Below are 13,389 nucleotides of genomic sequence, written 5' to 3'. Positions count from 1 at the left end.
CTACCTTTAGAATGAATTCGAAGCAAAGCAAGACCAGCAAGATAGTGAACAGTGTTGAATCGGAGGATATGACTATGATGCGGCTAAAGAAAATGGATCTGGATCTTACGGTCTGCAAGGTCCCGACCATACGTGAACTTACTCTGGACCAGGGGTTTTATTTTATCGGGAGGACCGATGAAGAGATTTCCCTTGTCTGTGAGACGGACCGCACGCCGGCAAACACCCTGGAACGGGACGACGGCTGGAAAGCCTTCCGGATCGAGGGGATCCTTGATTTTTCCCTGATTGGCATTCTTTCAAAGCTTTCCTCCATCTTGGCGGAGGAGGGAATCGGGATTTTCGCTGTTTCCACTTTTAATACGGATTACATCCTTGTCAAAAAGGGAAATTTTGAAAAAGCGCTGCAGGTTCTGGCGGACAAGGGGTATGGGATCCGTTAACGGCAGCCGTTTTGCAGATCCTTAATCCCCGCAAGGGGACGGAGCACTGGTACGTCTGATTTCCACTATTTTCTTTGCCGCGCATGTCAGGCAGCCTAGGCTGCACTTACAAAGCAAAGGAGAGTTAAAATGGAACGGTATTATGATCTGGTGATGGCGAATGCACTGCAAGAGTACGCCAGGAAAAGCGGGCTGCCCGGTGTTGCCCCTGAGGGTGCTTCTGAAGAGGAGCGTTGGGAAGCGGCGAAAAGGGAGCTTTCCGGATCCAGGCTGGGGGTCATCACGGAATGGGGATTCATTGATTTTGATCCCAGTGGGCTGAAAAATCTGGTGGGCGGAGAAGGAATGTCCTATGAGGAATACCTGGAACTGCAGAAGGCATCCGGGGATCAGGTAAGACATGACTTGGAAAAAGCCTACTATGAAAATTGCTGGGTAGCCTGCAAAGGGCAGATTGAAAAATCAACAAGGCCAAAGGCCGGATTTGCTTTGAGTGGGTTTATCTGGGTGCCTCCTCCTGTGATGGGAGTGGATTCTTCGGCAAGGAAGACCATGTGTGGATGGAATGCCGTGGTTTTGAATCCTACAAGGCCGGAGACAATTTGTCTTTTACCGCAAAAATCTATCGCTATGTGAAGACCGGGAATGGAAAGATGCTGGATTTCGGCCTAAGGAATCCCCAGGGCATCTGGAAAATCGGGGCGTATGATCTGCCGTCAGATGAGGACCTGGAGCTTCAGACTGCAGATCAGTTCATCTGCCGTGAACTTTGCCTTTACAAGGATCACTGCAATGGGACGGCGTGTCTTGCCAATGCTGATTGGCGGGAAGATATGAGAAAGTAACCGCTTAATAATCCGGTGTATATACGAAAAGCACAAGGCCCTGCCGGTCAACGCCGGCAGGGTGGCTTTTTTATATTATTCTAGCTAAAAATAGTGATTTCATGTAATAATTGAAATATTTTGTGTGATTAAATAAGAGCATTCTAAGTTTTATTTTGGGATAAGACAAAATTTATTGACAATTTATTTTTTCTTGCTTATAATGAACTTGTAAGACAAGTTGTAGGAGATAAAATTATGATTAAAAAAATAAGTGTAACTGAACAAGTTGTCGATTATATCAAAAATAATATTCAAACACATGCATGGGAAGTTGGACAAAAAATTCCTTCTGAAAATGAATTGACTAAAATTTTAGGAGTCAGTCGCTCCAGTGTGCGTTTTGCCATTCAACAATTTATTGCTGTCGGAGCATTGGTTAGTCTTCATGGAAAAGGCACATATGTGAAATCGGAGGATTTAAGTGCTTTTTCTAATTTCACATCAACTCCTAAATCTGTTGAAAGTGAAATTATGCAAATGTTGCAGTTTCGTCAAATATTAGAGCCGGAAGCAGCTTATTTAGCAGCCTTAAATCGGACAGATGAGAATCTTGAATGTTTAACGAAAGCAACGGAAGAAATGCTGTTACATGTCGGTGATGATGATAAAATGGCAGATCTTGATGCTAAGTTTCATTTGGAAATCGCTAGAGCATGTGGCAATATGTTTATTGAAAGCAGTCTCATAGATACTATACGGAGAAGTGCATCAAATAAAAATAAAGCTAAAGAAATTTTTGGCTATCAAAATAACGGTTATCAAAATGCTATTTATTACCATACTATTTTATTAAAATCTATTCGTGAGCAAAAACCCAAATTGGCAAAAAAAATAATGAAGGAACATATTCAAGGGAATTTGAACAGAATCAGTATGATAAAAAAAGAATAAAAAGCAAACTTGTAGGACGAGTAACAAGTAGATAAAAGATTGAGAGGTGCAAAATGAAAAATAATTACAAAGATGTTATTTCAGGACTGTTTATTATGGCTATCTCAAGTATCTGCTTTTATATGACATTTTTCATGAAAAGATTAACGGTAATGGCCATTGGACCGGAATTTATGCCAAGGCTGGTATTCGGCTTAATGTTCGTCTTAGGTGCAATTGTTTTTATTTCAGCAATTGTGAAACTGAAAAAAATTGATAAAAACGACACGAACGGATCAGAAAGTGAAAAAACAAAATCCGTTTTAAAAACTTCTTTTATGACGCTGCTTTTGATGGTTGCTTATGCATTGTGTTTAGCGCAAATTGGTTTTCTTATTACGACAGCAGTTTATCTTTTCTTCCAAATTATGGTGCTTTGTCCTAAAAAGAAAAGAAAGCCTTTGCTCTTTGGCGTTGTTAGTATTGTGACTGTTTTGATTGTTTATTTCACATTCCGGGATCTATTTCAACTTATGCTTCCGGAAGGAATTTTAGGCTAATGGGAGGGGATGAATTATGAGTGAACTATTTTCTGTAGGATTCAGTAATATTTTAATGCCCACAAATATATTACTTATGGGACTGGGCGTGTTAATCGGAATCATGTTTGGTTCTATCCCAGGATTAACAGCAACCATGGGAATAGCTCTTTGTTTACCATTGACCTATTCTATGGATATGGTTCCATCGATGGCGTTATTATGTGGTATTTTCATTGGCGGTATATCAGGGGGACTGATTCCGGCAATTTTGATTAATGTCCCAGGAACTCCATCCTCCATTGCAACTTGCTTTGATGGGCACCCTATGGCAGTTAATGGGCATGCTCAGAGAGCAATGGGAATTGGCGTGTTTTACTCTTTTATTGGGGGGACATTAAGTTTTTTAGCATTGTTTTTCATTTCGCCGCCTCTAGCTAAAATTGCTATTCATTTTGGACCGTATGAATATTTCGGCGTTGCAGTTTTTTCTCTGACATTAATCGCTTCTATTTCAAAACAATCAATGGCTAAAGGTCTGATTGCTGGTTTGATAGGCATGGCGTTTGCTATGGTTGGACCAGCACCAATTGATTCTTTTTCAAGATATACTTTTGGCGTTAAAGGACTCAAAGGTGGCTTTGATATCTTAGTCGTAATGATTGGCCTTTTTGCAATCAGTGAAGTAATTAAGGCAGGAAATGACTCTCCTGAACTACAAAAGGCTACATTAAAAAGGGAAAATATAAAAGGTTTTGGATTTTCTATTAAGGAATTTAAAGAACAATTTGTAAACTTTATTCGATCTAGCTTCATTGGTATTGCGATGGGAATTCTGCCTGGAGTTGGTGGATCGACCTCGAGTGTGCTTGCATATTTTGCAGCTAAAAATAGTTCTAAACATCCTGAAAAATTTGGGACTGGGATAATGGATGGTGTTGTAGCTTCTGAAAGTGCAAATAATGCAACAATTGGTGGCGCAATGATTCCGCTTTTGACTCTCGGCATTCCAGGTGAATCAACGACAGCCATGTTATTAGGTGCGTTTATGATACATGGTTTAACGCCTGGACCACTGTTGTTTGCAAAAAATGGTACGATAGTTTATTCCATCTTTGCAGCTCTGATTGTTTCCAATGTCATCATGCTGATAATGGAGTTTTATGGTTTAAGGTTATTTACAAAGGTTTTGTATATTCCTAAATACATATTACTCCCGATTATCTTTGTACTTTGTGCAGTTGGGGCATTCGGACTAAATAACAGAACTTTTGATATTTGGACTGTTATTTTCTTTGGAATTATTTCCATTGCATTTGATGTCTTTGACTATCCATTGGCACCTGTTATTCTTGGGTTCATCTTGGGGCCAATCGCTGAAAAGAACTTGAGATCAGGATTGATGTTGACTGGCGGAAGCTTCTGGCCCTTTTTGCAACATCCCATTTGCTCATTCTTTATTGTTGCTACTGTACTCTCCATTGTTATTACCCTGATTCAGCAGGTAAGAAAAAATAAAAACCAGGAACACAGTAGAATAACCTTAGGTTAAAAATTTTAAAGGAGGCGTGTTAAAAATGAAAAAACAATTGGCAGTCCTTTCAATGGTGGTGGCACTTGGTATGCTTTTGGCAGGGTGCGGATCAGATGCAACCAAAAATCCTTCTAGTAAGGCAAATCAAGGTGCAGCAAAAAACTATCCGAACAAAACAGTGCAAATTGTAGTGCCCTATGGAGCAGGAGGAGATACAGATACAAACGCACGGGTAATGTCTAAATACTTAAGTAAGGAACTTGGAAAACCCGTTATTGTAACCAATGTTGCTGGATCTTCTGGAGTAGTTGGGTCCCAGCAAGTATTGGATTCTAAACCAGATGGTTACACTGTTTTGTTTAACCATCCCACTATGCTCATGAACAACTTAATCGGCCTGACAGATATCTCGTGGAAAAACTTCAAAAACGCTGGTATTGGGCTTACTGATGACGCCAATGTTTTTGTAGTTTCCAGTCATTCTAAATATAAAAATCTGCAAGACCTCATTAATGATGCAAAAGCAAATCCTGGGAAGATTCGCTTTGCTACTTCTATTGGGTCGTTTACGCACCTGCAACTGCTTGCATTTGAACAAATGACTGGTACTAATATCGTTGCGGCAGATCTTGGTGATATGGCTGCTTATACAACCGCTCTTCTCGGCAACCAGATTGAGGTAATCGGTTGTCAATATGGTGTAGTGAAAGATTACATTGAATCTGGCGATTTCCGTTGCCTTGGTGTAATGTCGGAAAAACGGAACCCGCTCATTCCAAACGTTCCCACTTTTAAGGAACAGGGAGTAGATTTGTCGATTTCTAAGTTCTTCTTCTACGCTTTTCCTAAGGATACACCTGATGAAATTGTTAATAAATTCTCCGCTGCAATGGAGAAGGTGTGCCAGAACAAGGATTATATTAAAGAAGCAAATTCTGTTTTAGTTACGCCTAAGTATATGAAACCGGAAGATGCGGTTACTTATATTGGTAAAGAAGAAGAAAACTATAAAAAGTGGCTTAAAGATTACAAAAAGTAAATAAAATATCATTTTTTGGTAAAACAATTAATGATAAATCTAACGGAACTGTTTCGCTTGAAATTTGCTAATGATGTGCAAATTTTCAATTGAGGCGCTTAAGCTAATTGGGGATGCCCGGAAAAATGTTTGCTAACAGAATCGCAAGGCGTCCCCAAATTTTTTCTAAAAGAGGTCATTGGTCTCTGTTACAGCGTCTTTTAATATAAAAATTCCAGTCCTTTTCTATATGGTCTTTTTCAAGCTTTTTGCGAAAAGCAAATGATTGAATTCTACTCGATGAAAAAGGTGAGAAAATGAAAGTATCAGTAATTCAATTTGAAAGAAATGAAAAGTATGATGTGGATGCCAATATTGCACAGATGGAACAACAAATTGATTTGTGTAAAGAGTCAAGTCTTATTGTTCTTCCAGAAATGTGGGCGACGGGCTATTATTGTTTTGAAAGATATCATCATATCGAAGAAAATAATAAAATTATTGATTTTTTATGTAGAAAAGCAAAAGAAACTGGTGCTTATATTGCAGGGGGGACAATTATTGAAAAAATAGAAGATCAATATTATAATTCTTTGCCGTTTATTTCTCCAGAAGGAAAATGTATTGCTACTTATCGTAAACGGAATCTTGTGACATTTAATTCTGAAGAAGTAAAACTAATTCAAAACGGTAAAGAATCAACAGTCGTCGATACTCCGTTTGGACGTATTGGATTCGCAATTTGTTATGATGTTCGATTCCCTAAGAATTTTATTGAAATGACAGAAAAAAATGTTGATATTATTGTTCTTTCAGCTGCTTGGTCTTTTCCGAGGTTGGAACATTGGTGCTTACTTTCTCAGTGCCGAGCTATAGAAAATGTCAGTTATTTACTTGCCTGTAACTGTGTTGGGACGGAACGAGGAAATGTTTATTTTGGACATAGTGCCATTTATGACCCTTGGGGTACAAAAATTGCAGCAGCAGGAATTGAAAAAACGATTGTTTCGGCTGAAATCAACCCAGAACATGTTCAGGAAATTCGTAAAAAGTTTCCCGTCCTAAGAGATCGTCTCCAGTGATGTTAGAGTCGGATTAAAACAGCCACTCAGAGTCGGTGTCAAGGCCGGACTTAAAATGAACAATTCTGGTCGGATTAAAATGACCAAAGCATCAGCCATCTTCTTTCATTTAGTAATTGTGTTGTTCGGATTTCTGCATCATGCTGTTCCCGGCAATAACCTCTATTATCCGACGGCAGTTGCCATCGGATGAAGAACTGAAACGCCAGGATGCAGATCAGTTCATCTGCCGGGAACTTTGCCTATACAAGGAGCATTGTTATGGGACGGCCTGCCTTGCCAATGAAGCATGGCGAAAAGCGATGCGGAAATTCCTGATTTCATGAACTGAAAATAACCAGGTGAAAGACGGAAACCAAACAGGATTTCCCCAGAAAACTTGGGGGAGTCCTGTCTTTTTACCTTTATTAAGCGAACTTTTGTTCGAGCGTAGCCATGATAAAATTTTCTTAAATCCGGAGGAGAAACCGGGAAAAATAAATTTTCTTGGAATTTTTGAGAAATCTTACACAGCTAAGAATCCGCAAAAGCCTAGATATAATGCGGTTTTGCTATCTTTCTATCCAAAAAGTAATCCTTTACCCTGAGAAACGGGCACAAAATTTTCCCTTCTAAAATTGCAGACTTATGCTATAATAAGCATATAAACGAACAAATGTTCAATAGCGTGAAAATCCGAGGGGGTATGGCAATATGGGGAAAGTGAGAAAACACATCCGGAATCTCCGCGATGGTTCTGCGGATGGAGAAAGATTGTTTGATGCCATTGTAGAGGGAGGCCGGGTGATCATTGAACTGAAGACCAGCAGGAAGCAGCTGGTCCAGGTTCCCTGGGAAGATATTTTGCTGCAGGTGGAGGCAGCGAAACGGGCAAGTTCAGAAGGATAAAGAAGTTACCATAACAGTCCGTATTTTGTACGGAGCTGTCAGACGGAGCTATCTACATTGACCAGAAGGTCATGTGGATAGCTCTTTTTTTGTATCTGTAAATTCCCGGCTCAAAGTTCACTCCCGGACGCGGGGGTGCCCAGAGCGATGAGCCGGACCCAAGTTTATCGTCAGCCTACTGGGGTGGTTGACCATGGAAGAGAGGATGCATCTCATGGTCAATACAGACAGGCAGCCTATTTGCGTCTTCGCTTCGCATTTTGCGAAGGAGATCGCACATGGGCAACCAAAAGAAAACCAGAGTCAAACAGCAGTACTACATTCCACTGGAAGTGAAGGAGGAAACGATCATCACGAAGGAATATGAAAACGCGCCACGGCAGTGGTCGAAAATCGGGAACAAGATGGTCCGCACCATCCTCATCCCGGCTACCAAAGAACAGTACGAGGCCTATATGCGGCCGGAGTGGAAGGAAGACAAGCGTCAGCAGCGGCTGGCCGAGAAACGGCGGAAGCGGGAACAGGCCCAGGAGGAACACCGGGTGGATCCGTCCGTCCAGGGCTGGGACACGGCCGTTTCCTTTGAAGAATTGCATGATACGGGATATGGATTTATGGACGATACCCGGCAGGACACCCCTGATGCCATTTTGGAAAAGGAAGAGCTTCTGGATGCCCTGCACAGAGAGCTGGCCAAGCTGGAAGAACTGGACCAGACCATCCTGCAGATGGCCATGAATGGAAGCAGTGAAGCCGCCATCGGTCGGAAAGTTGGTCTTTCCCAGAAAGGGGTCAACAAAAGGAAACACCGGCTCCTGGAACAGCTCCGGGAACGTCTGGAGGACTACCGGTAACGGGAACAGAAGATCCGGCTAAAAAATTTCTGGCCGGATTTCTAAAAATGGGTACTTATCCTAGGGGAACTTGTCCTGTTATGGATGAAGGGCAAAACAAGAAGCCCCTGGAGAGGAGGACAAGCCATGGAAAATGGACAAATGCTGAGAAACCGAAGTCAGGACCTGGACCGGGAACTGGCTGGGGTACTAATGAAAATCAGCGACACAGCGGAACGGGCTGCTAGGAATCTCATGATCCTGAGAAGCAAGAGAAAATCGAAAGGAGTCAATCTCAATGAAAGAGGAAACGTTGGTCAAATTATCCGTTGAACTGGAAAACTGTGGAAAAGCCCTGTTGAAGATTGCGGAAGCCATGAAGTTCAAGGAGGAAGCTCCGGCTCCGGAACCTCCAAAGAATGAGGTGGTTCCTACAAAACTCACCCTGGAAGAGGTGCGGAAGGTGGCGGCGGATAAATCCCGTCAGGGATTCACAGATGAAGTCCGTAGGCTGATCCAGAAGTATGGGGCCGACAAGCTGTCCAGTATGAAGCCGGAGAAGTATGAGGCCTTTTTGAAAGACCTGGAGGTGATGGGCCATGCCGGGTAACCACGCGGTTCTTTCCGCTTCGTCCAGTTACCGGTGGCTGGCCTGTCCGCCGTCTGCGCTGGAGTGTGCCAAACTGCCGGATGTGCAGAGCGACTTTGCCAAACAGGGGACGGAAGCCCATGCCCTGTGCGAATACAAGGTGAAGAAGGCCCTGGGGGAGAAGGTGACGAACCCCACAAAGTCCCTCACCACCTTCGATGAAGAAATGGCCGAATGCACCGATGCCTATGCCCAGTTTGTGCTGGAGAGCCTGGCAGCGGCCAAAACCGTCTGTAAGGATCCTCTGGTGCTGGTGGAGCAGCGCCTGGACTTTTCCCGGTGGGTGCCGGAGGGATTCGGAACCGGGGACTGCCTCATTGTGGCAGATGACACCCTGACCGTCATCGACTATAAGCACGGGTTGGGAGTGCTGGTGGATGCAGAGAAGAATCCCCAGATGATGTGTTATGCCCTGGGGGCCCTGGATCTTTTTGACGGGATCTACGATATCCAAAAGGTGTCCATGACCATCTTCCAGCCTAGGCGGGAAAACGTCAGTACCTACACTCTGCCCAAGGAAGAATTGCTTCAATGGGCAGAAACGGTGCTGAAGCCTACTGCAGACCTGGCGGCCAAGGGAGAAGGGGAATACAAGGCTGGTGACCACTGCCGGTTCTGCAAGATCCGGGCCACCTGTCGGAAACGGGCCGAGTACAACCTGGAGCTGGCCAAGTACGACTTTGCCATGCCATCCACTCTGGAAGATCCAGAAATGGAAGCCATTCTGGCCAAAGCCGATGAACTGGTAAGCTGGGTTGGGGACGTGAAAGATTATGCCCTACAGCAGGCTCTTTCCGGCAAGACCTGGGCCGGGTGGAAAGTGGTGGAAGGCCGGTCCAACCGGAGGTACGTTAATGAAGAAGCGGTTGCCGCCAAAGTGGAAGAGGCAGGATATTCTCCCTATGAGAAGAAACTCCTGGGGATTACGGCCTTGACCAAACTGTTGGGAAAGAGACGGTTTGATGAACTTCTGACCGATTTGATTGAAAAGCCCCAGGGCAAGCCGGTCCTGGTCCCGGAAACGGATAAACGGCCGGCCATGCATACGGCGGCAGATGATTTTTCTAAGGAAAATGAAGGAGGAAACAAGAATGTCTAAGAGTTATGTGAATCCGTGCAAAGTAATTACTGGAGTGAATACCCGTTGGAGTTATGCCAATGTGTGGGAACCCAAATCCATTAATGGGGGAACGCCCAAATACAGTGTCAGCCTGATCATCCCCAAATCCGACACCAAGACGGTGGAAAAGGTCCGGGCAGCCATTAAGGCTGCCTACCAGGAAGGGGAAGGGAAACTGAAAGGGAACAGCCGGGTAGTCCCGGCCCTGGAAGCCATCAAGACCCCACTTCGGGACGGGGATCTGGAACGGCCGGGAGATGATGCCTACAAGGATAGCTTCTTTATCAATGCCAACTCTGCCACTCAGCCGGGCATTGTAGATGCCAACTGTCAACATATTCTGGAACGCTCTGAAGTGTATTCCGGGGTGTATGGCCGTGCTTCCATCAGCTTCTATGCTTTCAACAGCAATGGGAATAAAGGCATCGCCTGCAGCCTGAACAACTTGCAGAAGATCCGGGACGGGGAACCTCTGGGCGGCAAGCCTCGGGCAGAGGACGACTTTGCCACGGCGGATGATGAGGATTTTCTTGGGTAAGCGGATAGAAGAACGGAAGGTGGCGGTGTTCCAACTGCCACCTTTTTCTATAAGGAGAAAGGTATGAAAACTCTTTCGTTGGATCTGGAAACCTATAGCGATGTGAACCTGGCCAAGTGTGGTGTGTACAAGTATGCAGAATCCCCGGCCTTTGAAATCCTTCTTTTTGGATATGCGGTAGATGGGGGAGCGGTGCAGGTCATCGACCTGGCTCAGGGGGAGACCATTCCGGAAGAAATTCTGGATGCCCTCACCGATGATACTGTTACTAAATGGGCCTTCAATGCCAATTTCGAGCGCGTGTGTCTCTCCCGGTATCTTACCGATCTGGGGCGGAGCGTGGACCCCTTCCAGGATCAGCATCCTCTGTCTCAAGAATGTGCCCGGTTCTTGAGTCCTGCAGGGTGGAAGTGCTCCATGGTCTGGTCCGCTTATATGGGGCTGCCTCTTTCCTTGGAAGGAGTAGGGGCCGTGCTGAATCTGGACAATCAAAAAATGAAGGAAGGGCGGGAACTGATCCGGTATTTTTGCGTTCCCTGCAAGGAAACCAGGACCAACGGCGGCCGGACCAGGAACCTTCCTCAACATGCTTTGGACAAATGGAACCAGTTCAAAAGTTACAACAAACGGGACGTAGAAGTGGAAATGGCCATCCAGCAGCGATTGCAAAAGTACCCGGTGCCGGAACAGGTGTGGGAGGAATACCATTTGGACCAGGAGATCAACGACCGGGGCATTGCCATTGACCTGGAACTGGCCAAACAAGCGGTGGCCATGGATGCCAAAAGCCGGGAAAGCCTGATGGCAGCCCTGAAAGAAAAGACCGGGCTGGAGAATCCCAATTCCGTCCTTCAGATGTTGGGATGGCTCGAAGACCATGGATTAAAGACGGACTCCCTGGGGAAAAAGCAGGTGAAGGAATTATTGAAAACGGCCCAGGAGCCTCTCCGCAGTGTGCTGCAGCTCCGTCAAAAGCTGGCCAAGTCCTCGGTGAAGAAGTACCAGGCCATGGAGAATGCAGTCTGCGAAGACGGGCGAGCGAGAGGAATGTTCCAGTTTTATGGAGCCAATAGGACCGGACGGGTTGCCGGCCGGCACATCCAATTGCAAAATCTTCCCCAGAACCATCTGCCGGACCTTTCCGAAGCCCGGGAGCTGGTGCGCCAGGGAAACTACGAAGCCCTGGACCTTCTCTACGATTCCATTCCCGATGTGCTGTCTCAGTTGATCCGGACGGCTTTTGTGCCCAGGGCGGGGATGAAGTTTGTGGTTTCGGACTTCTCAGCCATTGAGGCGCGAGTCATTTCCTGGATGGCCGGGGAAAAGTGGAAGTCGGCAGCTTTTGCAGCCGGGAAGGACATCTACTGCTCAACGGCCAGCCAGATGTTTGGGGTCCCGGTGGTGAAACATGGAGTCAACGGGGAACTCCGTCAAAAGGGGAAAATCGCAGAACTGGCCTGTATAGCAGAAGGTCAGCTTGTCCTTACAGACCATGGCCTTATCCCCATTGAGAAAGTAACAACGGATGACCGTGTGTGGGATGGAAATCACTGGGTAAAGCACGAAGGTGTGGTTTATAAAGGGGAAAGAGAGGTCATTACCTATGAAGGACTCACAGCTACTGCCGACCACCTGGTTTGGGTGCAGGGGAAACAAGAGCCGGTACAGTTTGGAATCGCCGCCTCCAGCGGCGCACATCTCCTGCAAACCGGAAATTGTAGGAAAGCAATACGGATGGGTGAAAATCATCAGTCCGGAAAAACGTTGGAACAAGAAGCAGAACCATTGTTATGTATTGACGCAATGCCAGGGCTGCGGCTCCATCCAATGGACTCTGTTCGATGCTCTGGTAAGCGGCAAAAGCAAGGGATGTCAGCATTGTTCGCAAACAAGAAAAATACCTTTGTGGCTCTACAAACGTTTGACGGCAGCCAAACAACGCTGCGAAAATCCGAGGGATCCTGGGTATCCGAATTATGGAGCACGGGGAATCCGTTTCATGTTTCCAAGTGTACTTGCAGCAGGGTTATATTTGCTGGAGCATTTCGGTATTCCAGAAAGAGGATACGAAATCGACCGAATCAACAACAATGGAGATTATGCTCCGGGAAATCTCCATATGGTCCCATTGAAGGTGAATCGGGGCAATCGCCGATTAACGGTACTGTCGGAATTCCAACAGAAATATTGGCCGTATGCTTACACAACTGTGATACGGAAACTGACGCACGGAGAAAGCAGAGAGCAGATTATAAAGGACGCAGTGGAAGCAGTGAAAGAGAAACGAAAAAGGTGGCATATCATAAGCGCACGGCTCGACTTTATGACATACGAAATGCCGGACCATATCACCGTTTTACCGTATCGGGATGTCTCGTCCACAACTGTGGCTATGGCGGGTCTGTTGGAGCACTGAAGGCCATGGGAGCCCTGGACATGGGAATCCCGGAAGAAGAACTGGGGTCCCTGGTCCAGTCCTGGCGCTCAGCCAATCCACATATTGTGGATTTTTGGTGGCAGGTGGATGGGGCTGTGAAGACCGCCATCAAGCAGCGGATCCCCGTCTGGGTGAATAACATCCGGTTCGTCTGTCAAAGCGGCATGCTGTTCATCGAACTCCCAAGTGGCCGGCAGCTTTCCTATGTGAAACCTCGGATCGGGGAGAACAAGTTCGGCGGGGAATCCGTAACTTATGAAGGCATCGGGGCCACCAAGAAGTGGGAGCGCCTGGAAAGTTACGGGCCCAAGTTCGTGGAAAACATCGTACAGGGAACGGCCAGGGACATTCTTTGCTACGCCATGCAGACCCTTCGGTGCTGTGCCATTGTGGGTCACGTCCATGATGAACTGATCATCGAGTGCAGTAAAGAGGTCAGTGTAGATGCCATCTGCGAGCAGATGAGTCGGACCCCACCCTGGGCGGAGGGATTGGTACTTCGGGCAGATGGGTATGAGTGTGCGTTTTATCAGAAGGACTGAAAAATAAAA

At 45.7% G+C, this 13,389-nt stretch carries 14 protein-coding genes; all 14 read left to right on the top strand.

Going from position 1 to position 13,389, the window contains the following annotated elements; all coding sequences use genetic code 11:
- Window positions 1–77: 77 nt before the first annotated feature.
- The 14 genes from ACFER_RS05685 (at window position 78) to ACFER_RS11795 (ending at window position 13,380) form a co-directional block, all read left to right on the top strand.
- A complete protein-coding gene (locus ACFER_RS05685; RefSeq protein WP_041666586.1) occupies window positions 78–443 on the top strand; it encodes an ACT domain-containing protein in 366 nt (121 codons plus the stop codon).
- A gap of 129 nt (window positions 444–572) precedes the next feature.
- Window positions 573–1,079, top strand: coding sequence for a hypothetical protein (locus ACFER_RS05680; RefSeq protein WP_041666186.1), 507 nt, complete (start codon window positions 573–575; stop codon window positions 1,077–1,079).
- Between the two features lie 446 nt (window positions 1,080–1,525).
- A complete protein-coding gene (locus ACFER_RS05670; protein ID WP_012938462.1) occupies window positions 1,526–2,221 on the top strand; it encodes a FadR/GntR family transcriptional regulator in 696 nt (231 codons plus the stop codon).
- Window positions 2,222–2,274: 53 nt separating this feature from the next.
- Window positions 2,275–2,760 (top strand): tripartite tricarboxylate transporter TctB family protein, encoded by a 486-nt coding sequence (locus ACFER_RS10845; protein ID WP_012938461.1) that lies wholly within the window; start codon window positions 2,275–2,277, stop codon window positions 2,758–2,760.
- A gap of 16 nt (window positions 2,761–2,776) precedes the next feature.
- On the top strand, window positions 2,777–4,291 hold the full coding sequence (locus tag ACFER_RS05660) for a tripartite tricarboxylate transporter permease (RefSeq protein WP_012938460.1): 1,515 nt from the start codon (window positions 2,777–2,779) through the stop codon (window positions 4,289–4,291).
- Between the two features lie 25 nt (window positions 4,292–4,316).
- Window positions 4,317–5,312 (top strand): tripartite tricarboxylate transporter substrate binding protein, encoded by a 996-nt coding sequence (locus ACFER_RS05655; protein ID WP_012938459.1) that lies wholly within the window; start codon window positions 4,317–4,319, stop codon window positions 5,310–5,312.
- A gap of 296 nt (window positions 5,313–5,608) precedes the next feature.
- Window positions 5,609–6,373, top strand: a complete 765-nt coding sequence (locus ACFER_RS11090; protein ID WP_012938458.1) for a nitrilase-related carbon-nitrogen hydrolase — start codon at window positions 5,609–5,611, stop codon at window positions 6,371–6,373.
- A gap of 693 nt (window positions 6,374–7,066) precedes the next feature.
- Complete coding sequence (locus ACFER_RS05645; protein ID WP_012938457.1) at window positions 7,067–7,261, top strand: hypothetical protein; 195 nt, start codon at window positions 7,067–7,069, stop codon at window positions 7,259–7,261.
- 278 nt (window positions 7,262–7,539) lie between these two features.
- Window positions 7,540–8,115 carry an RNA polymerase sigma factor gene (locus tag ACFER_RS05640; RefSeq protein WP_012938456.1) on the top strand — a complete coding sequence of 192 codons (576 nt, stop codon included), beginning with the start codon at window positions 7,540–7,542 and terminating at the stop codon, window positions 8,113–8,115.
- Between the two features lie 126 nt (window positions 8,116–8,241).
- Window positions 8,242–8,427, top strand: coding sequence for a hypothetical protein (locus tag ACFER_RS05635; RefSeq protein ID WP_012938455.1), 186 nt, complete (start codon window positions 8,242–8,244; stop codon window positions 8,425–8,427).
- Window positions 8,393–8,704, top strand: coding sequence for a hypothetical protein (locus ACFER_RS05630; RefSeq protein WP_012938454.1), 312 nt, complete (start codon window positions 8,393–8,395; stop codon window positions 8,702–8,704). The genes ACFER_RS05635 and ACFER_RS05630 overlap by 35 nt, the downstream gene beginning before the upstream one ends.
- Complete coding sequence (locus tag ACFER_RS05625) at window positions 8,694–9,842, top strand: DUF2800 domain-containing protein (protein ID WP_012938453.1); 1,149 nt, start codon at window positions 8,694–8,696, stop codon at window positions 9,840–9,842. Before ACFER_RS05630 ends, ACFER_RS05625 begins: the two co-directional genes overlap by 11 nt.
- Window positions 9,835–10,401 carry a DUF2815 family protein gene (locus tag ACFER_RS05620; RefSeq protein ID WP_012938452.1) on the top strand — a complete coding sequence of 189 codons (567 nt, stop codon included), beginning with the start codon at window positions 9,835–9,837 and terminating at the stop codon, window positions 10,399–10,401. Before ACFER_RS05625 ends, ACFER_RS05620 begins: the two co-directional genes overlap by 8 nt.
- A 63-nt stretch (window positions 10,402–10,464) precedes the next feature.
- Window positions 10,465–13,380, top strand: a complete 2,916-nt coding sequence (locus ACFER_RS11795) for a DNA polymerase (protein WP_012938451.1) — start codon at window positions 10,465–10,467, stop codon at window positions 13,378–13,380.
- Window positions 13,381–13,389: the final 9 nt, after the last annotated feature.

The organism is Acidaminococcus fermentans DSM 20731, assembly GCF_000025305.1.
In the GTDB taxonomy this organism is placed as follows: Bacteria; Bacillota; Negativicutes; order Acidaminococcales; family Acidaminococcaceae; genus Acidaminococcus; species Acidaminococcus fermentans.
The sequence above is the reverse complement of the archived record's forward strand: the minus strand, read 5'-3'. Positions and strand labels throughout refer to the sequence as shown.

What these genes read in the sequence shown, in the direction of transcription:
- ACFER_RS05685 (WP_041666586.1), top strand. Translation starts at nt 78, where the DNA reads ATGCGGCTAAAGAAAATGGATCTGGATCTTACGGTCTGCAAGGTCCCG.
- ACFER_RS05680 (WP_041666186.1), top strand. Translation starts at nt 573, where the DNA reads ATGGAACGGTATTATGATCTGGTGATGGCGAATGCACTGCAAGAGTAC.
- ACFER_RS05670 (WP_012938462.1), top strand. Translation starts at nt 1,526, where the DNA reads ATGATTAAAAAAATAAGTGTAACTGAACAAGTTGTCGATTATATCAAA.
- ACFER_RS10845 (WP_012938461.1), top strand. Translation starts at nt 2,275, where the DNA reads ATGAAAAATAATTACAAAGATGTTATTTCAGGACTGTTTATTATGGCT.
- ACFER_RS05660 (WP_012938460.1), top strand. Translation starts at nt 2,777, where the DNA reads ATGAGTGAACTATTTTCTGTAGGATTCAGTAATATTTTAATGCCCACA.
- ACFER_RS05655 (WP_012938459.1), top strand. Translation starts at nt 4,317, where the DNA reads ATGAAAAAACAATTGGCAGTCCTTTCAATGGTGGTGGCACTTGGTATG.
- ACFER_RS11090 (WP_012938458.1), top strand. Translation starts at nt 5,609, where the DNA reads ATGAAAGTATCAGTAATTCAATTTGAAAGAAATGAAAAGTATGATGTG.
- ACFER_RS05645 (WP_012938457.1), top strand. Translation starts at nt 7,067, where the DNA reads ATGGGGAAAGTGAGAAAACACATCCGGAATCTCCGCGATGGTTCTGCG.
- ACFER_RS05640 (WP_012938456.1), top strand. Translation starts at nt 7,540, where the DNA reads ATGGGCAACCAAAAGAAAACCAGAGTCAAACAGCAGTACTACATTCCA.
- ACFER_RS05635 (WP_012938455.1), top strand. Translation starts at nt 8,242, where the DNA reads ATGGAAAATGGACAAATGCTGAGAAACCGAAGTCAGGACCTGGACCGG.
- ACFER_RS05630 (WP_012938454.1), top strand. Translation starts at nt 8,393, where the DNA reads ATGAAAGAGGAAACGTTGGTCAAATTATCCGTTGAACTGGAAAACTGT.
- ACFER_RS05625 (WP_012938453.1), top strand. Translation starts at nt 8,694, where the DNA reads ATGCCGGGTAACCACGCGGTTCTTTCCGCTTCGTCCAGTTACCGGTGG.
- ACFER_RS05620 (WP_012938452.1), top strand. Translation starts at nt 9,835, where the DNA reads ATGTCTAAGAGTTATGTGAATCCGTGCAAAGTAATTACTGGAGTGAAT.
- ACFER_RS11795 (WP_012938451.1), top strand. Translation starts at nt 10,465, where the DNA reads ATGAAAACTCTTTCGTTGGATCTGGAAACCTATAGCGATGTGAACCTG.